The 21,234-nt window shown below is 28.9% G+C and carries 19 protein-coding genes; 2 read left to right on the top strand and 17 right to left on the bottom strand.

Annotation, left to right across the window (positions count from 1 at the left end):
• Positions 1-70 precede the first annotated feature (70 nt).
• The 6 genes from ACYUCG_RS12755 to groES all read right to left on the bottom strand — a co-directional run bounded on the left by ACYUCG_RS12755 (position 71) and on the right by groES (position 7,135).
• Positions 71-1,276, bottom strand: coding sequence for a type II secretion system F family protein (locus ACYUCG_RS12755; RefSeq protein WP_460268719.1), 1,206 nt, complete (start codon positions 1,274-1,276; stop codon positions 71-73).
• 26 nt (positions 1,277-1,302) lie between these two features.
• Positions 1,303-2,994: a GspE/PulE family protein gene (locus tag ACYUCG_RS12750; RefSeq protein WP_460268718.1), complete on the bottom strand. Its 1,692-nt coding sequence runs from the start codon at positions 2,992-2,994 to the stop codon at positions 1,303-1,305.
• Between the two features lie 72 nt (positions 2,995-3,066).
• Positions 3,067-3,810 carry a prepilin peptidase gene (locus tag ACYUCG_RS12745; RefSeq protein WP_057232101.1) on the bottom strand — a complete coding sequence of 248 codons (744 nt, stop codon included), beginning with the start codon at positions 3,808-3,810 and terminating at the stop codon, positions 3,067-3,069.
• A 276-nt stretch (positions 3,811-4,086) separates the two neighbouring features.
• Entirely contained in the window at positions 4,087-4,506 is a 420-nt protein-coding gene (locus ACYUCG_RS12740) for a type II secretion system protein (protein ID WP_139934100.1), read from the bottom strand.
• A gap of 670 nt (positions 4,507-5,176) precedes the next feature.
• Positions 5,177-6,796, bottom strand: coding sequence for a chaperonin GroEL (gene groL, locus ACYUCG_RS12735; RefSeq protein WP_060796827.1), 1,620 nt, complete (start codon positions 6,794-6,796; stop codon positions 5,177-5,179).
• 54 nt (positions 6,797-6,850) lie between these two features.
• On the bottom strand, positions 6,851-7,135 hold the full coding sequence (gene groES / locus ACYUCG_RS12730) for a co-chaperone GroES (RefSeq protein WP_003454296.1): 285 nt from the start codon (positions 7,133-7,135) through the stop codon (positions 6,851-6,853).
• Positions 7,136-7,507: 372 nt separating this feature from the next.
• Here groES and ACYUCG_RS12725 point away from each other — a divergent pair, with 372 nt between their 5' ends.
• A complete protein-coding gene (locus ACYUCG_RS12725) occupies positions 7,508-8,158 on the top strand; it encodes a TIGR01906 family membrane protein (protein ID WP_060796828.1) in 651 nt (216 codons plus the stop codon).
• 148 nt (positions 8,159-8,306) lie between these two features.
• Complete coding sequence (locus ACYUCG_RS12720) at positions 8,307-8,612, top strand: HNH endonuclease (RefSeq protein WP_060796829.1); 306 nt, start codon at positions 8,307-8,309, stop codon at positions 8,610-8,612.
• Between the two features lie 122 nt (positions 8,613-8,734).
• Here ACYUCG_RS12720 and ACYUCG_RS12715 read toward each other — a convergent pair whose 3' ends face one another.
• The 11 genes from ACYUCG_RS12715 to ACYUCG_RS12665 all read right to left on the bottom strand — a co-directional run bounded on the left by ACYUCG_RS12715 (position 8,735) and on the right by ACYUCG_RS12665 (position 21,234).
• Positions 8,735-9,673, bottom strand: a complete 939-nt coding sequence (locus ACYUCG_RS12715) for a DNA-3-methyladenine glycosylase family protein (protein WP_415319527.1) — start codon at positions 9,671-9,673, stop codon at positions 8,735-8,737.
• Between the two features lie 9 nt (positions 9,674-9,682).
• Entirely contained in the window at positions 9,683-10,087 is a 405-nt protein-coding gene (locus ACYUCG_RS12710) for a C-GCAxxG-C-C family protein (protein ID WP_460268717.1), read from the bottom strand.
• A gap of 230 nt (positions 10,088-10,317) precedes the next feature.
• Positions 10,318-10,818 (bottom strand): signal peptidase I, encoded by a 501-nt coding sequence (locus ACYUCG_RS12705; RefSeq protein WP_221363941.1) that lies wholly within the window; start codon positions 10,816-10,818, stop codon positions 10,318-10,320.
• Positions 10,819-10,959: 141 nt separating this feature from the next.
• Positions 10,960-12,660 (bottom strand): ABC transporter ATP-binding protein, encoded by a 1,701-nt coding sequence (locus ACYUCG_RS12700; protein WP_460268716.1) that lies wholly within the window; start codon positions 12,658-12,660, stop codon positions 10,960-10,962.
• A gap of 229 nt (positions 12,661-12,889) precedes the next feature.
• On the bottom strand, positions 12,890-13,738 hold the full coding sequence (locus ACYUCG_RS12695; RefSeq protein WP_139934106.1) for a 3-hydroxybutyryl-CoA dehydrogenase: 849 nt from the start codon (positions 13,736-13,738) through the stop codon (positions 12,890-12,892).
• Positions 13,739-13,851: 113 nt separating this feature from the next.
• Entirely contained in the window at positions 13,852-14,859 is a 1,008-nt protein-coding gene (locus ACYUCG_RS12690) for an electron transfer flavoprotein subunit alpha/FixB family protein (protein ID WP_004459216.1), read from the bottom strand.
• A gap of 21 nt (positions 14,860-14,880) precedes the next feature.
• Complete coding sequence (locus tag ACYUCG_RS12685) at positions 14,881-15,660, bottom strand: electron transfer flavoprotein subunit beta/FixA family protein (RefSeq protein WP_240298804.1); 780 nt, start codon at positions 15,658-15,660, stop codon at positions 14,881-14,883.
• An 18-nt stretch (positions 15,661-15,678) separates the two neighbouring features.
• Complete coding sequence (locus tag ACYUCG_RS12680) at positions 15,679-16,818, bottom strand: acyl-CoA dehydrogenase (RefSeq protein WP_139934109.1); 1,140 nt, start codon at positions 16,816-16,818, stop codon at positions 15,679-15,681.
• Positions 16,819-16,863: 45 nt separating this feature from the next.
• The gene (locus ACYUCG_RS12675) at positions 16,864-17,646 is read right to left on the bottom strand and encodes a short-chain-enoyl-CoA hydratase (RefSeq protein WP_139934110.1); all 783 of its coding nucleotides are present in this window, start codon (positions 17,644-17,646) and stop codon (positions 16,864-16,866) included.
• A gap of 263 nt (positions 17,647-17,909) precedes the next feature.
• On the bottom strand, positions 17,910-18,548 hold the full coding sequence (locus ACYUCG_RS12670) for a redox-sensing transcriptional repressor Rex (protein ID WP_003454253.1): 639 nt from the start codon (positions 18,546-18,548) through the stop codon (positions 17,910-17,912).
• A gap of 466 nt (positions 18,549-19,014) precedes the next feature.
• Complete coding sequence (locus ACYUCG_RS12665) at positions 19,015-21,234, bottom strand: heavy metal translocating P-type ATPase (protein ID WP_460268715.1); 2,220 nt, start codon at positions 21,232-21,234, stop codon at positions 19,015-19,017.

Raw genomic sequence — 21,234 nt, 5'->3', positions numbered from 1 at the left:
GGTTTTCCTCCTTAAAATAATATGTAATTTATATTAAAAGCTAAACTTTTAATTCTTATTAATTATCCTTTTAACCTATACTGTTATACATTTTAAACATAGGTGTTAATATTGAAATTAGTAGGAATCCTATAATTACTCCCATAAGAACTATCATTGCTGGTTCTATTAATGCTGTTGCTGTTTGTATTTCTCTTTCTAGTTCATCATCATAAAAGTCTGCTGTTTTATCTAGTATGCTATCTAGTGAACCTGCTTCTTCTCCAATCTTAACCATTGAAGCAAGCATTGGTGGAAAGATTTTCATTTTCATTATTGAATCTCCTAGTCCTTCACCTTTTAAGACCTTTTCTTTTACTTTTAGTAATTCCTTCTCTGCAATTTTATTTCCAACTACAGAGGCAACTATTTCTAGTGAAGTTACTAAGGACATTCCACTTGATGATACTATTCCCATTGTTCTTGTAAATCTAGAAACTATTATTTTTTGAGTTAATTTCTTTATTACTGGGATCTTTAAATTTATTACACTTAACTTATATTGACCCTCTTCACTCTTTAAATATTTGCCAAGCAATATAATTGCTGTTACTAAAATTAAAAAAATTATTATTCCATACTTTCCCAACATTTTGCTTGTCCCAAGAACCATCTTAGTTGATGTTGGAAGATCTACATTGTTTTCTTCAAACATCTGTACAAAGGTTGGCATTACAAAGGTAAGAATAAATGTAATAGCAATAATAGCCACTACTCCAAGAACTATTGGATAAATCATAGCACTTTTTATCTTTCCTCTTATCTTTGTCTCTTTTTCATAGTACTCAGCCATTCTTTTTAAGATTATATCTAAGTTACCACTTCTCTCACCAGCATCAATCATGCTAGTAAGTAAGTTGGGAAAAACATCCTTTCTTTTTCTCATGGAATTTGCTAGGGTTTCCCCTCTTTTTATATCAGAATTTACTCCAATCAAGGCTTCCCTAAGCTTTGGCTTCTCACCTTGCTCTATTAATATATTTAAAGTTTTACCAATAGACAATCCAGAATCTAACATAACATAAAACTGTCTACAAAATACTGCTATATCCTTAAGCTTCACCTTACGATTAAAAGAAAGACTGCTTTTACTTTTACTATTTTCCTTTTCTATACTTAGAGGATAATATTGATTTGATAAAAGCATTTCCCTAACTTGGCTTTCAGAATCAGCACTTTGAGAACCTTCTATTCTTTGCCCTTCTGAATTAATAGCTTTATATTTAAAATTTGCCATAATTCCTCTCCTTTTCTTTCACCAAATTACATATCGTAAGTTATATTTAACATTTCTTCAACTGTGGTATTTCCTTCTAAGACTAAACTTCTACACGCTTGTCCAAGAGTTCTCATACCATGTTTAATTGAAATTTCCTTAAGAATATCTGCACTTTTATTTTCTAAAATAGCATCTCTATGTTCCTTAGTTACTTCCATAATTTCATAAATACCCATTCTACCTACATAGCCAGTATTATTACAATAAGCACACCCTTTTCCTCTACGAAGTATAATTTCTTCATTTTTATCTATATTTAATATTTCTTTTTCATATGGTGTAGCTTCATATGTTTGTCCACAATTTGGACAAATTCTTCTTACAAGTCTTTGAGCTATAACTCCTTTAATAGCATTTGCAATCAAATATCTTTGAACTCCCATATCTTCTAATCTTAAAACACTAGATGGAGCATCACTAGTATGTAAAGTTGATAAAACTAAGTGACCTGTAATAGCTGATCTTATCGCTATTTGAGCTGTTTCAGTATCTCTTATTTCCCCAACCATTATGGTATCAGGGTCTTGTCTTAATATAGATCTTAATCCTGTAGCAAATGTTAAGCCAACTTTAGTATTAACATTAACTTGGTTAATTCCTTCAATTGATACTTCAACAGGATCCTCTACAGTAATAATATTTTTACTTTCTGTGTTTAGCTCATTTAAAATAGTATAAAGTGTTGTGGTTTTACCACTTCCTGTAGGCCCTGTAACAAGAATTATTCCATTAGAATGCTTTGTTATTTTGTCTAACAGAGCAAGCTCAAAATTATTTAGTCCAAGTCCTTCCTTAGAAATTATGAAGTTTTCTTTATTTATTATTCTTATAACTATCTTTTCCCCTGTTATCATAGGAAGAATAGATACTCTTAAATCAATTTGCTTATCTCCAACCTTAGTAAGAATTCTTCCATCTTGAGGAAGTCTTTTCTCTGATATATCTAAGTTAGCTAGGATCTTAACACGAGTAACTAAAGGAGCTAGAGTATCTACTGGCAAAGTAGATATTGTATGTAACTTACCATCTATTCTATATCTAATTCTTAATATATTTTCATAAGTTTCAATATGTATATCACTAGCCCTTTCCTCAACTGCATTTTTAATAACATACTCTATCATTTTTACAATAGGAGCATTATCTAAATTATCTATTTCCTCAATTTTGTCTAAATTAAGTTCATTGTTTTCTTCATCAGAAGCTTTTGATAATTCTTCTGCAACTGATAAAACCTTTTGGTTTGAATAATATATGTCTATAGCTCTTTGAATAGATTGTTTTACAGCTATATAAGGGCGCACATTTAAACCTGTAGAAATCTCAACATCATCTATTGCAACTATGTCTAAGGGATCTGCCATTGCAACTTTTATGGTATTATCATCCACTTCATAAGGAAATATCAAATGTTTTCTACAAACATTTTCTGAAATCATCTTTATAGCTCTTCTATCTATTCTTATAATTTCAAGATTTACTCTTTCAATATTTAATTGTTTTTCTAAAACTTCTATTATATCCTCTTCAGTAACAAAATTTTGTTCAACTAAGATTTCTCCAAGCCTCTTTCCAACTTGCTTCTGAATTAATAACGCTTCTTTAAGCTTATCCTCTGTAAGCTTTCCTGATTCAATTAGTATATCTCCTAAACGCTTTTTCTGATAACTAATCAAAGAAAATGCCTCCTTTTTAAGCAAAAAATTTAACTATAAAACTATATAACTTCAACTAATATATTAAACTTTTTAAAATCCAAAATATATTGGTATTATTATGTTTCCAAAAAATATTAAAATAATAGTAGATATTCCTATAGCTGGTCCAAAGGCTATATAATCACCTTTTTTCTTTTGTTTAAATAAAATAGCTAATACTGCTATTACTCCACCAATAATAAATGATAAAAATATATTTATTATTGCTAATTTCCACCCTAAAAAAATTCCTGCTATGGCATGTATCTCTATATCTCCACTCCCCATAGCTCCAGTTAACTTACTAATTAAAAATATTACTAAGGCAGATATTAATAATCCTATAAAGTAATTTAAAATATTTTCTCCAAAATAAAACTTTTCTATTAGCGCAAAAATAATCCCAAGTATTATAGCTGGATAAGTAGTAACCACGTAAACATCTTGGGTATCGTAATCTATAAATGAAATTACTATGAGAAATGTAATTAAGACTATATACTTAACTGTCAAAAAAGATATACCATAATATTTATACACACAAAAATACAGAAAACCTGTAAGTAATTCTGTTAGTGGATACCTTATAGATATTTTACTTTTACAATATCTACACTTTCCACCTAAAAATAAATAACTAAAAACAGGTACTAAATCTATAGGCTTTAATTGTTTTTTGCATGTACCACAATGTGAAGGCGGAAATGCTATAGACTCCCCTGCAGGAATTCTAAAAATACACACATTCAAAAAACTTCCAATTATTAATCCAAATAAAAAAAATATTATAGACACATTTCCTCCAAAATTATTCAAAAATGAATTATTTATTAATATTTCATAACCATTATAAACATCTTGAAATTTTTTGTAAATATTTTTGATTAAGCTTTTTTAATCATTATACTAATAATTTAATTTTTTTAATTATTTAATATTATTCTTAAATAGTACTTAATAAATGATTAAATTATATCTTTTGAAATCCTAAAAAATAAGGGCGTGTAGCAAAATAATTTTTATTATTATATTTTATACAGCCCCTATAAAATTACTTTAATTAAAGTATATTTATACTATAGACACTGTAACTTTTCTTCCATTTTCTATATTTACATTATAAGAGTTTCCATTTTGAGGCTTATCTAAATCTTCAAGTAAATCCTTTAACTTATTTTCACTTTCACCACTTATCCCCTTAAATTCTATCTTTCCATCATCTAAGGTTATATTTATATTTTTTACATTACTTGAAATTACATCTTCCGCTAACAACATTTCCACAGATCTTTCAATAGCAGCACAATTTTGTTGATCTACTTTTGTCTTAGCACTATCTTTAACAGATGAGAAATTTGGAGCTATAACTGTTAAAATTATAGCCATAATAGCTAAAACAACAGTTAATTCTATTAATGTGAATCCACCTTTCTTATTTCTTTTACGTTCATTTCTTTTTCTAAGCATTAAACTTATTTTTATTAATGACATTTATAGTCCTCCCTTTATATTTTTTAAAGTTAAAAAATCTTTAACTTTAGATTTATATTAGGATTATGGACATTTTTACCATTTATATGCACAAAAAAAGAGATTCTTTAAAAGAATCTCTTTTTATATATCATTTGTATATTTAATTTCTTATGTTATTTAAAGTCTTAAGTTATCTTAAAATCTTTGGTTTTTTTAAATCTTTTGTTTATTCTAACTTACTTAAGTACTCTATAAATTCTTTCGTATTTCTCTAATGTCTTTTGTTTTAATAGCAAAAGCTATCTTCAAACTTCACTCATATGTAACTTTAATATCTTTCGTTCTATGAATTCATTTGTTAGTCATTATCTTATCTTTAGTGTTTATAATTCTTTTGTTCTTCAAAGATCATTTGTAATTTATGTATTTATAATAACACATTTTTTCCCAGTTGTCTACAAAATAATACAATGTTTTTTATTTTTTTTAATATATATTTTTTATACCAATTAAAAACTTAAAATTAATACTTTTAATTACAATTAATTTCTAAATACCCTATTTTCATAAACTTTTCAATCACTTTTTCGACATTTAAACCAAATTAATCATCTTATGTAATTATTTTCAATATAAAAGTAAATAAAAAAAGGATGACAGTTAAGTCATCCTTTTTATCCTTCTTTTATTAATACATTCCGTCCATTCCCATACCTGCACCTTGAGGCATTTCTTTTTCTGGAATATCTGCTACAGCTGCTTCTGTTGTTAAGAATGTTGATGCTACTGATGCTGCATTTTGAAGAGCTGATCTTGTAACCTTAGTTGGATCAACTATTCCTGCTTTAATCATGTCTTTATATTCTCCTCTTAAAGCGTCAAAGCCTACTCCTGCATCACTATTTTTAACTTTTTCTATTATAACTGAACCTTCTAGTCCTGCGTTATGAGCTATTTGTCTCATAGGCTCTTCTAAAGATCTTACAATTATATTTATACCAACTTGTTCATCTTGTATATCAGAAGTTAATTTTGCAACTTCATTTATTACATTTACGTAAGCTGTTCCACCACCTGGAACTATTCCTTCTTCAACAGCTGCCTTTGTAGCTGCTAAAGCATCCTCTATTCTTAGCTTACTTTCCTTAAGCTCTGTTTCTGTGGCAGCTCCAACCTTAACCACTGCAACTCCACCTGCTAATTTTGCTAATCTTTCTTGTAATTTTTCTTTGTCAAATTCAGAAGTAGTAGCTTCTAATTGCATTTTTATTTGGTTAATTCTATTTTTAATCTCTTCTGAGTTTCCTCTTCCATTAACTATTGTAGTACTTTCTTTAGTTACCTTAACACTTTCAGCTTCTCCAAGCATATCTAATGTAGCTTCTTTTAAATCTCCACCTACTTCATCAGATATAACAACTCCTCCTGTTAAAGTAGCTATATCTTGTAACATTTCTTTTCTTCTATCACCAAATCCAGGTGCTTTAACTGCAACACAAGTAAATGTTCCTCTTAATTTATTAACAACTAATGTTGTCATAGCTTCGCCTTCTATGTCATCAGCTATTATTAAAAGTTTTTTACCCGCTTGAACTATTTGCTCAAGTAATGGTAATAAATCTTGGATATTGCTTATTTTCTTATCTGTTATTAATACTAATGGATTATCTAAGACAGCTTCCATTTTTTCAGTATCAGTAACCATATAAGCTGATACATATCCTCTATCAAATTGCATACCTTCAACAACATCTAACTCAGTTCCCATTGATTTAGATTCTTCTACAGTTATAACGCCTTCATTTCCTACCTTTTCCATAGCATCTGCAATTAACTTACCAATTTTTTCATCAGCTGCTGAAATTGCAGCAACTCTAGCTATGTCTTCTTTTCCATTTACAGGCTTAGAAATTTTTTGTATTTCATCTACAGCTTTTTCAACCGCAGTCTTAATTCCATTTCTTATTAATATAGGATTTGCCCCTGCTGTTACATTTTTTAATCCTTCTCTTATAATGGCTTGTGCTAATAATGTAGCTGTAGTAGTTCCATCTCCCGCCACATCATTAGTCTTTGTAGCTACTTCTTTTACAAGTTGAGCTCCCATATTTTCATAAGCATCTTCAAGTTCAATTTCTCTTGCTATTGTAACCCCATCATTTGTTATTAATGGTGATCCAAATTTTTTATCTAAAATAACATTTCTTCCTTTTGGTCCTAATGTAACCTTAACAGTGTTAGCTAATTTATCTACACCAGCTTGCATAGATCTTCTTGCTTCTTCACCGAATAATAATGTTTTAGCCATATTAACTTACCTCCCAAATCTATTATGAATATCTAAATCACTTATAGTTTTAAATTATTCAACTATTGCTAGTATATCGTCTTGTCTTAAGATAGTATATTCTTCCCCCTCGAACTTAACTTCTGTTCCTGCATATTTAGAATATAATACTTTATCTCCTATTTTAACTTCCATCTCAGTTCTTTTTCCATCAACTATTGCTCCTGGTCCCACTGCAACAACCTCTGCTTCTTGTGGTCTTTCCTTAGCAGTTCCAGTAACTATTATACCGCTTTTAGTAGTTTCTTCTGCTTCTAATCTTTTAATAACAACCCTGTCTCCAAGTGGTTTAATACTCATTAAAAAACCCTCCTTAAAAATGCTAATTATTTTTTATTTAGCACTCACCAATATAGAGTGCTAATTCTTACTATTATCATATAATTTACCAGTTGTAAATTCAATAACTAAATTTATTTATTTAGAATATATTATTATTATTTTCTATGTTTAAGATAATTTATCTTAAGTTTTCTGCTATTCTTTTGAAATTTCTTTAATTTGCTTTTTTTAGTATACATCTCTATTTATTACTTATTTCCATATTATTATTTCTTAATACACTACATACTATAAATTAATACTAAAATTTTTCTTAAAATATGTATTTTTGTTTAATATTTAATAAAAAAGTCTAGAATAAATAAAAATAATTATTTTAAGGAGTAAATAATGATTAAGATTTTAAAAGATATATTGTTTTCATTTTATTTACTAATAAGCTCAGTAGTATTTTCTGTTATTGTAACATTAAATATTTCTCCTGTAATCTATTCCCTATTTATTAAACTTAATAGAATCCCTAAGTATAACAACCTTAGCAAGGAAGAAATTTTAAATGACTATAATAATATAATTCATTATTTAAATTCTCCCCAAGAAGAAGTCCTTAAGTTTAAAAATTTTAAAATAAGCCCTACTGGAGAATTTCACTTTTTAGAAGTTAAAGAAATTTTTTCTTTAATATATTTAATAGGATTAGCTTGCTTAGTTTTAGGAATAATTTTATTTATACTTTCAAAAAAATTCAAACTAAAAATATCAGTAAAAGCTTTAAATATTTTCTTCTATGAAGTTTTATTTATATTTCTTAGTTTAATCTTAAGTTTTTACTTAAACTTCTCGAAAGTCTTTACCATATTCCATAAAATATTTTTCAATAATGATTACTGGATATTTGATCCTAAAAAAGATCCAATAATAAATGTTTTGCCTGAATCTTATTTTTTATTTTTAGCAATTTTCATTTTATTTCTAGTAATGATACTTTCAATAATATCTAAAATATTTTATACTCTAGAAAAACATAAACATTTAAAATAAAAATAATATTTAAAATAAAATAGATTAATTTAAAAATTTAGCATAAATCCTCTTAAATTTTCAAAATATTAAAGTAACGGCTTTTTTAATTTTAAATACATATATTATAATATTTATAAGTATTCTAATTATTTAAGGTGTGATGAATATGAATAAAGAAACTCATATATGTGCTCTTTGTGAAAGAAAAGTTCCTAAAGTCACAGAACATCATCTCATTCCTCGCGAAAAAGGTGGAAGATTTGATGAAACAACTTGGCTTTGTGTACCTTGTCATAAACAAGTACATGCTTTATATAGTAACTATGAATTGGCTGTTAGACTTAATTCTCTTCCAAGACTTAAAAATGATGAAAAAATTAAGCGTTACTTAAAATTCATAAAAAAGCAACCTGGTGATGCTAATGTTACTATAAAAAAATCCAAAGCTATTCGTAAAAAAGGCCGTTATTAATAAAATGTATTACATCAAAATAAAACTTACAAACAATATAAAGAGAATATCTAAATAAGCTTTAGAAATTAAATTCTTAGCTAAATTTAGTAATTCTCTGAATATGTTTGTAAGTTTTTTTGTTAAATTTTTATTCCATTTTCTCTAGCATAATAGAATAGATATTGTTGAGCAAATCCAGAATATTCTCCAAATCTCTCTCTTGCAAAAATTCTTATTTTATTTAATGAAGCATCATCTGCTCCATAAAAATGCATCATTGCTCTCTTAACCCAAACATCTACTGGGAATGCAGAACTTTTTTTCATAGAAAATAGCATTATACAATCTGCTACCTTTGCTCCTACTCCCATAAATTCTTGAAGTCCTTTATGACATCCATCAGCATCCATATTAGTTATCTTTTCTAAATCATATTTTTCTAATATTTCAACTATATCTTCTTCTGGTGCATCTAGTATTCCCTTTTTAGCTAACTCACAATTATATATATTTTTAGTTGTCTCCCATATATACTTACTTCTAAATGAAGCTCCTGTCTCTCTTATATCATCTATTGAAGCCTTAGATAGACTTTCTGGAGTTGGGAATGAATAATAAGTATTTCCCTTATACTCTATTGGTTCTCCCCATTTTTCACTAATTTTCTTTATGGTCTTTGAAATTACAGGAATACTATTTCTTGCTGATATTATAAATGAAATAACAAGTTCAAATGGATCTTGATTTAATATTCTTATTCCATATCCAAATTCAACAGCACTCTTTAATGTTTCATCCCAAGATAAAGCTTCCTTTACCTTTGAGTAATCTCTTTCTAAATCAAAATAATCAATCCAAATATTTTCAAAGTCCTCTTTGTTAGTATTGTATATTATTACATCATCGCCTTCTTGAGCTAACTCTATAACCTTTCCAAAGGCAACTCCTATATATGAGCCACTTTCTGTTCTTTCCCATCTAAAACATTGACCACATTCAAAAACTTGTTTTATATTAAAGTTTTTTGCATCTTTTAATATTACTTTGTTCTCTCCATATTCTACACTTTTAAAATCCATTCTTTTCACCTATCTTTCTCTTCTTACGATTTCATCTAAAACCTCAGCTGCCGCTTCTATCATAACTATGCATCTTCTGTCATCATCTTTTTTGTACTTAGCTTTTAAGTCAGTACAATTATAGTATCCCAATTTATCATAAAACTTTTCCATAAATTCCCGTGTTAATGCTCTAGTTTGTGGACTTTGATGACCTCTATCCTCTGTAAATATAAGTCCTAGAACACCGGCTGCCCCTGTTGCTGCTCCACATAAATTTCCTATTGCTAATCCTCCACCAAAAGAAGACATTACTTTTAAAGTTTCCTTTGATAAATTTAAATTATATTCTTCATTTGCAGCATACATTATGCATTCTGCACAATTTAAATCATGTTTCTTATCCCATTTTTCTCTTGCTTTTTCAACTAACATATTATCCCTCCAAAATAAAGTTTTATTACTATAAACTTCTATCTTCTAGTTATTATAAATAAAAACTTTATTTTTAAAAATACATATAAATAATATTTTAAATTATAATTTTAAAACCTTATACTAATAATATTATACTAATAAAAGTTATTAATAAATAGTCTTTTTATATAATCTAAAAAGAAAAACACGGATAGGTGTTCTTTCGAATCACCCTCCATGTTATTAATCTAAGCCTTTATTGTTTTTTTCTTATCAACTTTAAAAGTATCCCAAAGTATGCTTATTGCAATTAGAACCATAAGTCCTGATATTACTATAGGCTTTGATAAAAATACTGTAACATACCCTAAGAAAGGCATATGAAATAAAACTTTTCCTATTAAGTCTTCTACTCTAACTATTTCAGTATCATTAGCATTATTATTATCACCCTTTGTTATAAATCCCTCTTCATTTTTTTCAACAACTCTATGGGTAACTACTTTCCCCTCATATTTAAATGTTATTATATCTCCAACTTTAACATCCTCAGAATCAATACTCTTAACAATAGCTAAATCTCCAGTATTAATCTCTGGTTCCATACTTCCACTTAATATTGAATATGTTCTAAATCCAACAGCTTTAAATATTGAATCTGACTTACTCATAAAATTATTTACTAATATTATAACTAACATAAAAATAACTATGTAATATATAGTATTAACAATCTTTTTACTATTCATAAATTCACCCTTGCTAAATATAAAATATAATTCTCCTATTATATGTATATTCAAAGATTATGTAAAGTATTCCTATATAAAAATAAAAACTGTACTAAAAGCAAATAAAATTACTCTTAATACAGTTTTAATTAAACTAAATTATAAATTATGAAGATTACTATAAACACCACCAAGCTTAATAAGCTCTTCATGTGTTCCCCTCTCTTCTATGCCTTTATCCGTTAATACAACTATCTCATCAGAATTTTTAACAGTTGAAAGTCTATGAGCAACTACAAGGGTTGTTCTATCTTTACTTAATTCTTCTAAAGCTTTTTGTATTTCATATTCTGTAACATTATCTAAGGCTGATGTAGCTTCATCTAATATTAATATTGCTGGGTTCTTTAAGAATACTCTAGCTATTGAAATTCTTTGCTTTTGTCCTCCAGAAAGCTTAACCCCTCTTTCACCTATAAATGTATCATATCCATCTTCTAAGCCCATAATAAAATCATGTAGACATGCATTCTTAGCTGCCTCTATAACTTCCTCATCTGTGGCATTAGGATTTCCATACATTATATTTTCTTTTATAGTTCCTGTAAATAAAAATACATCTTGTTGAACTATACCAATATTTTCTCTTAAGGACTTTAAAGTAACAGTACTTATATCCACATCATCAATAAAAATTTGACCACTTTCATAGTCATAGAATCTAGGTATAAGATTACATATTGTTGTCTTTCCTCCACCTGATGGACCAACTAAAGCAACCATTTTCCCTGCTTCAATATCTAAATTGAAATTCTCTAAAATACTCTCTTTATTATCATATCTAAAAGTAACATCTTTTATTGTAATCTTTCCTTTTACATCTTTAAGATCCTTTGCATTAGGAATTTCTTTTTCGTTTTCCTCATTCATTATCTCTTCATATCTTTCAAAACCAGACATTCCATTTTGGAACATTTCATTGAAATTTATAAGCTTTCTAATAGGCTGTAAGAACATCTTTATATATAATAAGTATGCTGCAAAATCTCCTACATTTATTTTTCCTAAGTAAGTAAAATATCCAGCTGCTATTAAAACTATAAGTTCAAGCATATCTACAAGGAAAAACATCCCTGAAAAATATTCAGCCATTGCCTTATAAGCATGTTCTCTAGCTTTCTTAAAGATACCATTACTATTATCAAACTTTTCCATTTCATAAGCCTTATTACCAAAAGATTTAGTTACTCTAACCCCTGAAATACTATTTTCTATAGTAGCATTTACTTCACCAGTTTTAACTCTTGTCTCTTTAAATGCTTTTTTCATTTTATTTCTCTTATGAATAGTATAAAAAAGTAAAAAAGGTATTATAGCAAAAGTAATAATTGTTAAAGGTACATTTATTGTACATAAAATTATAAATGATCCTACTAACATAACTAATGATATAAATAAATCCTCTGGACCATGGTGAGCTAATTCTGATATATCTAGAAGGTCATTTATAATTCTAGACATAATAACTCCAGTTTTATTATTGTCAAAATACTTATTAGGCATATCCTGTAACTTATCAAATAAGTCTCTTCTCATATCAGCTTGCATTCTAACACCAACTACATGTCCCCAATATTGCATAAAATAGTTCAATCCTGCCTTAATTAAGAATATTAGAGTAAGTACAATTGTAAAAACAAACAATAATTTTATCTGCCTATTTGGAATAACATCATTAATTATATTTCTTGTAATCATAGGATAAAATAAATCACAAGCTGAAACTAAAAATGCCGCTAATAAATCTAAAATAAACAATTTTTTATATGGTTTATAATAACGTATAAATCTTTTTAACATGCTACCTCCTTTTAATGATAAAAATTATTAATTAACACCAATTTTCATTCTTTTAATTATAATGAACTTTCTAAATTAAATCAACCTGATAAAATTATTTAAATAAAAAGCTTTTTATAAAAGAAAAAAGAGATTGATAAAATATCAATCTCTTACTTTGCTTCAATCTCATCCTATAATATATACCTTAAAATATTATAGAAAATTTATACCTTATAAACTTTCAATATTATGCGTTGTAGTTGTAGAATCCTCTACCAGTTTTTCTACCTAACCATCCTGCTCTAACATATTTTCTTAAAAGACTGTGAGCTCTGTATTTACTATCTCCAGTTTCTTTAAATAATACGTCCATTATAGCTAAGCAAACATCTAATCCTATTAAATCTCCTAAAGCTAAAGGTCCCATTGGATGATTAGCTCCTAATTTCATTGAAGTATCTATATCTTCAACTGAAGCTATTCCTTCTGCATATATTCCAACAGCTTCGTTTATCATAGGGATAAGTATTCTATTAACTACAAATCCTGGTGCTTCAGCAACTTCTACTGGAGTCTTTCCTATAGCTTCTGACATAGCTTTTACTTTGTCAAAAGTTTCTTGTGAAGTAGCCATACCTCTTATTACTTCAACAAGTTTCATTATTGTTGCAGGGTTAAAGAAATGCATTCCTATAACTCTATCAGGTCTGTTTGTAGCTGAAGCTACTTCTGTTATTGATAATGAAGATGTATTTGAAGCTAATATAGTTTCTTCTTTACAAATTTTATCTAATTCAGCGAAAATTTGTTTTTTGATTTCCATATTTTCAACTGCAGCTTCTATAACTAAATCACAGTCAGCAGCTAATCCTAAATCAGTAGTTCCAGTGATTTTTGATAATACTGCTTCTTTATCTTCTTCAGTTATTTTTCCTTTAGAAACTAATTTAGTAAGACCTTTGTTGATTCCAGCTATTCCTCTATCAACAAACTCGTCTTTGATATCTCTAACGATAACTTCATATCCTTTTTGTGCAAATGCTTGAACTATTCCAGCACCCATTGTACCTGCACCAATTACAAAAATCTTTTCCATATTAAGTTCCTCCTAAATACTCTCTTTAATTGGACTTTTCTGACTTAACAGAAAAGCCCTACACCATTAATTGAAAAATTTTATAAGTTTACCCTTGTTATATTATTTATTAATTAAGCTTCTTCCTTCATAGCTTTTAATTGAGCTATGAATTCTGGAACAACTTTATTTACATCCCCAACTATTGCATAATCAGCAATCTTCATTATTGGAGCATTAGCATCTTTATTTATAGCTATTATCATATCTGAATCTTGCATACCAGCAGCATGTTGAATAGCTCCTGATATACCACAAGCTACATATATATTTGGTCTAACAGTTTTTCCTGTTTGTCCAACTTGGTAATCTTTATCTACCCATCCTTTTTCTACGGCTGCTCTTGAAGCTGCTATTGATCCATTCATAACTTCTGCTAATTCTTTAAGCATTTTAAAGTTTTCTTCTGAACCAATACCTCTACCACCTGCAACTAATACATTAGCTTCTGATATATCAACGATATCTTTGTGTTCTTTAATTATTTCAACAATTTTTGTTCTTATATCATTAGAGTTGAATTTTACTTCAACATTTTCTACAATTGCATCATTTTCTCCTAGTGGAAGTTTTTCAAAAACTCCTGGTCTTACTGTAGCCATTTGTGGTCTATGATCTGGACATACTATTGTAGCCATTAAGTTACCGCCAAATGCTGGTCTTGTTGCTAATAAATCTCCACTTTCAACATCAACATCTAAAGATGTACAGTCAGCAGTTAAACCAGTTTCTAATCTTGCAGCAACTCTTGGACCTAAGTCTCTTCCTATGAATGTTGCTCCTATGAAAATTATATTTGGTTTTTTAGCATTAGCTAATTCACATATAGCTTTTGTATATCCATCAGTTGTGTAATGTTCTAATTCTGGAGCATCAACAACTAGCACTTCATCAGCACCATGTCTTGATAAATCTTCAACCAAATTTTGAACTTTACTTCCTATTAATAACGCTGTTAATTTTGATCCTAATTTATCAGCGATTTTTCTACCTTCACCTAATAATTCTAATGAAACTTTTTGTAATTGACCTTCTCTTTGCTCTGCAAAAACCCAAACGCCATTGAAATCTGCTTTATTCATCTTAAATACCTCCCATAATCCTTAGATGTAGTGTTTTTCTTTTAATTTGCCTAGTACATAAGTAACTGAATCTTTAGGTGATTCTTTAACTATTTCTCCTGCACCCTTAGCTTCTTTAGTCATTGATCTCTTAACTTTTGTTGGAGATCCTTTTAATCCTAATTCAGCTTTATCTACATCTATGTCATCAGCTGACCATACTAAGATTTCATCATCAGATGTTTCAAATATATTTTTAACATTCATGTATCTTGGCTCATTTAACTCTTTTATAGCAGTTAAAAGTACTGGAGCCTCAACTTTTATTAATTCATATCCATCTTCTAAAGCTCTATTTACTAATAATCCATCTTCTTCAACTTTAACGCCTTGAACATAAGTTACTTGAGGAATATTTAAATGTTCAGCTATTTCTGGACCAACTTGTGCAGTATCTCCATCTATAGCTTGTCTTCCTGCGAATATTATGTCATATTCTAATTTCTTTAATGCTCCTGCTAAAGCCTTTGAAGTAGCTAATGTATCTGCACCTGCAAATGCTCTATCAGTTATAAGAATTGCTTTATCAGCTCCCATACATAAAGCTTCTCTTAAAGCTAACTTAGCTTGAGGTGGTCCCATACTTAATACAGTTACTTCTGCTCCATTATTATCTTTTAATTGTAATGCAGCTTCTAAAGCATGCTTGTCCTCTGGGTTTATTATTGATGGAACTCCATCTCTTATAAGAGTTCCTGTTTTTGGATCTATTTTAACAGCTGTTGTATCTGGCACTTGTTTTAAGCAAACTACTATTTTCATCTCAAAGCCCTCCTAAAATTATCTTAATATGCTTCCTGCAATAACCATTTTTTGAACTTCTGAAGTTCCTTCGTAAATCTCAGTTATCTTAGCATCTCTCATCATTCTTTCTACTGGGTATTCCTTAGTATATCCATATCCACCGAATAATTGAACTGCCTTAGTTGTAACTTCCATAGCTACATCTGCAGCGAATAACTTAGCTCTTGCAGCATCTATAGAATATGGTTTACCCTCTTCTTTTAAGCAAGCTGCTTTATATACTAAAAATCTTGCAGCTTCGATTTTAGTATCCATTTCTGCTACCATCCATTGTAATCCTTGGAATGCAGATAATGATCTACCAAATTGTTTTCTTTCTTTCATGTAAGCAACAGCTTCTTCTAAAGCTCCTTCTGCTATACCTAATGCTTGAGCAGCGATACCTATTCTACCACCGTCTAAAGTTTTCATTGCTATTCCAAATCCTTTTCCTTCTCTTCCGATTAAGTTTTCTTTTGGAACAACACAGTTTTCCATGATTAACTCAGTTGTTGAAGAAGCTCTTATACCCATTTTGTCTTCTAACTTACCAATTGAGAATCCTGGGAAATTCTTTTCAACTATGAAAGCTGAAATTCCTCTTGTACCTTGACTCTTATCAGTCATAGCAAAAATTATGAAAGTATCTGCAACTCCACCATTAGTTATGAAAATTTTACTTCCATTTAAGATATAATTATCTCCTTCTAATACAGCTGTAGTTTGTTGTCCTGCAGCATCTGTACCTGCTCCTGGTTCAGTTAATCCAAAAGCACCTAATTTTTCACCTTTTGCAAGTGGAGTTAAATATTTTTCTTTTTGAGCTGGAGTACCGAATTGATCTATTAATGAAGCACATAATGAAGTGTGAGCTGAAACTATAACTCCTGTAGTACCACAAACTTTTGATAATTCTTCAACAGTTAAGATGTAAGATAAAGTATCTCCACCAGCTCCGCCATATTCTTTACTAAAAGGAATTCCCATCATTCCTAATTTAGCCATTTTCTTAACATTTTCCATAGGGAATCTTTCTGTTACATCTATTTCTGCAGCTATTGGTTTAACTTCATTTTGCGCAAATTCTCTAACCATTTGCTTAACTAATTCTTGTTCTCTTGTTAATTGAAAGTTCATTTTAATTACCCTCCTTAAATCCACACAACCATTTTGTTTAAAAAATTACTTGTTTTTAAAGTTCTTTTCTCTTCTTTCTACAAAAGCACTCATACCTTCTGTTTGATCTTCTGTAGCAAAACATTTTCCAAAATCTTCAGCTTCTATAACTACCGCTGAATCTATATCAACTTGCATTCCTCTATCAATTGCATCTTTACATAACTTAACAGCTATTGGTGCATTATTAGCTATTTTCTTAGCTATTGACATTGCTTCTTCCATTAAATTCTCTGGTTCAACAACCTTATTTACTAAACCAATTCTTAAAGCTTCATCAGCTTTTATCATATCTCCTGTGTAAATAAGCTCTTTAGCCTTACCAGGTCCAACTATTCTTGGTAATCTTTGAGTTCCACCAAATCCTGGAGTTATTCCTAATCCAACCTCAGGTTGAGCAAATTTAGCCTTTGTAGTTGCTATTCTTATGTCACAAGCCATAGAAATTTCACATCCACCACCTAAAGCGAAACCGTTTATAGCAGCGATTACAGGCTTGTCTAATTTTTCTAATCTTCTAAACACTTTATTACCTAAAAGTCCAAATTCTCTCCCCTCTTCTTCATTTAGATCTTTCATTTCTGCTATATCAGCACCTGCAACAAATGCTTTATCTCCAGCACCTGTTAAAATAACAACATATATATCATCTTGTTTTTCTATATGGTCTATAGCAGTATCTAAATCCTTTAAAGTTTCTGAGTTTAGTGCATTTAATGCCTTAGGTCTGTTAATTGTTAAAACCCCAATGTTTCCCTCTTTTTCAAAGATTACATTATTTAATTCCATTGTATTTCCTCCCTCATATACCATAGCGAATATATGGTTTTAAATAACTTAACAACTAATAACTAACAACTTAATATTTTTTATCCTATGCTTTTTCCAGAATTTATTGTTAATTTTGTAACAAGCAAAGACAAAAAAAATAATTGAAGTACTCGGTACTTCAATTAAATTATAAAACTTAAAAGTAAATTTTTCAATATATTTTTTTGAAAATCTAATACTATTTTTCCATATTAAACAAATTTTTATAAAATAAAACCAATTTATTTTACATCATTGTGATTTAAAAGATATACTAAAGTCATCATGCTTTCACTTAAGTGTACATTCTCTACTCTTATATCTTTTGGCACCTCAAGATCTATAGGCGCAAAGTTCCATATACCTTTGATTCCGCCTTCAACAAGATCATTACATACCTTTTGAGCATTTGTTCTTGGAACACAGATTATACCTATTTCAATATCATTTTCTTTTACGAAATCTTTTAATTTTTCAACATCTTGTATCTCAACATCTCTTATTTTTATTCCAAACATTCTTGGATTAGCATCGAAAATACCTTTTAATTTAAATCCTAATCTATTGAAACTATTATAGTTTGCAATAGCCTGACCTATGTTACCAGCTCCGATTATAACTGTGTTATAGTCTCTTGTAAGGCCTAATATACTTCCTATGTTATTATATAATTCTTTTACATTATATCCATATCCCTGTTGCCCAAAATCTCCAAAACAATTAAGATCTTGTCTTATTTGAGAAGCAGTAAAGCCTATTTTTTCGCTTAACTCTTTTGAAGATATTCTATCAACATCATTTTCCATTAATTCTTGTAAATATCTATGGTATTTAGGCAATCTTTTTATAACAGCCATAGATATGCCTTTTTTCTTTTCCATTTTAATAGCACCTCTTTCTAAAATTGTTCTTTTTTTAAAAAGCAATTACTTTTTAGACTGTATTCTAAAATCGAATGATAAAATTACAAATTTAACCTTCTAAAATATTACCATAACCTAAAAAGTTTGTCTATATTTTAACATTCTTTTGGTTTCACTATCAAAAATATATGTATTAAAGTGTATTTTTTACATTTAATTGCATTTTTTATATTTTGCAATTAATATTATTAAATTTATACTATTTCATTATAACTTAACTTCATAATAAATTTCTACAAAAAAAATAAGGCTTGCGTGGCTAAAACCCTACGTGCACACAAGCCTATTTAAACATTTCATAATGTTTAATATAAAAGTTTAAGGGAATTATTTACAATCTATACCCTATGCCTGAAAGTATTCTTACCTTATTAAGATAGCAAAAAAACTAATCCTTGTCAACAACATTAGACAAATTTCACGCTTATAATTTTTTATTTTTTAATATTCTACTTGAATTTATTACTGCTATTAGGGTTACACCTACATCTCCGAATACAGCTTCCCACATATTAGCCATTCCTAGAGCACCAAATATTAATATTACAATTTTAACGCCTAAAGCAAAAATTATATTTTGCCATACAATTTTATTTGTTTTCTTAGCTATTTTTATTGCTTTTATTATCTTACTTGGCTTGTCATCCATTATTACCACATCTGCCGCTTCTATTGCTGCATCTGATCCAACTCCACCCATAGCTATTCCTATATCTGCTCTAGCTAATACAGGTGCATCATTAATTCCATCTCCAACGAAAGCAACTTTTTTACCTTTACTCTTATCTTCAAAAATTTGCTCTAATTTTTCAACTTTATTTTGAGGTAATAAACTACAATACGCTTTATCTAAACCTATTTCTTTAGCAACACCTTCTCCAACCTTCTCATTATCCCCAGTTAGCATAATTGTTTGCTTAACTCCTATTTCTTTTAATCCAGTTATGGCTTCTTTAGAATCTTCTTTTATTTCATCTGAAATAACTATATATCCTAACTCGCTCTTTTCATTTGCTAAATAAACAACAGTTCCTATTTCATTGATTGAAGAAATCTTTATATTAAACATATCCATTAACTTTAAATTACCTGCTAAGAATGTTTCTCCATCAATGTCTACTTTTATTCCTTTTCCTGAAATTTCTTCATAATTTGAAATTAAGGCTTTGTTAATTTCTTTATTAAATTCACTTACTATAGATTTAGCAATTGGATGATTTGAGTAATATTCAGTATAAGCTCCTAATTTTAATAATTCTTCATTACTTAACTTGCTTGTGCTCTCTGATTTTTTAACTTTAAATGTACCTTTTGTTAGTGTTCCCGTTTTATCAAAAACTATACTCTCCACATTATTTAGTGCCTCTAAATAGTTACTTCCTTTTATTAAAATACCATTTTTAGAAGCTAAACCAATTCCAGCAAAATATCCAAGTGGTATTGATACTACTAAAGCACAAGGACATGAAACAACTAAGAATATTAAGGCTCTTGAAATCCATTGTGAGAAACCTTCTCCACTTATTACTAAAGGCGGAATAATTGCAAGGGCTAAGGCAGAAAATACAACTACTGGTGTATAATATCTTGCAAACTTAGTTATAAATTTCTCTGTTGGTGATTTTTTATTTCCTGCATTCTCAACTAAATCTAGTATTTTAGAAACTGTAGATTCTCCAAAACTTTTTGTTACTTTTATTTTTAATAATCCACTTTTGTTTATTGATCCTGCTAATACATCGTCTTTTGCCTCAACTTCTTTTGGTAAAGATTCTCCTGTTAATGCAGATACATCAAGAGTTGCCTCTCCTGATAAAACTACTCCATCTAGAGGAACTTTTTCTCCTGCTCTTACCACTATGATTGATCCAACATTAACGCTTTCTGGAGATACTCTTTTTTCCTCTCCATTAAGATCAATTAAATTTGCAAAGTCTGGTCTTATATTCATTAAATCAGATATTGATTTTCTTGATTTATTTACAGCATAATCTTGGAACATTTCTCCTACTTCATAGAAAAGCATTACTGCTACCCCTTCTGGGAATTCTCCTATAGCAAAAGCTCCAATTGTGGCTATAGCCATCAAGAAGTTTTCATCGAATACTTGTCCTTTTAAAATATTTTTAAATGCTCTTAAAAGAACTTCTCCACCTGCTATAATATAAGCTACACCAAAGATAATAAACTCATACATTTTATCTAAATTAACTATCATTCCTATTATAAATAAAACTAAAGCTATACCTAGTCTAAAAAGTTCCTTCTTTTCTATGCTTTGGTTGACTCCTCCATGATTATGAGAATGTCCATGTTCATGAGAATGTGAATTTCCCTCTCCATTATTGTGTTTATGAGATTCTCCTTCTCCACAACATCCATCATTGCATGCATTAGCTGAAGGTTTCATTCTATTTTTATCCTTTAGTACTTTAACATCTGGCTCTAAATCTAAAACTATTTTTTTAACTTTATCTTCTAACTCTCCTTCTGAAACACCTTCTTTAGGAGTTATCAATAAAAGTTTTGTTGAAAAATTAAGCACAGCTTCCTCAACATCATCAAGTTTATTAACTTTATCTTCAATTTTACCAGCACAGTTCGCACAATTTAAGCCATCTAAATAAAGCTTTATATCTTTCAT

This window comes from Clostridium sp. CTA-17 (genome assembly GCF_054767895.1).
This window is presented reverse-complemented; position numbering and strand designations above follow the sequence as displayed.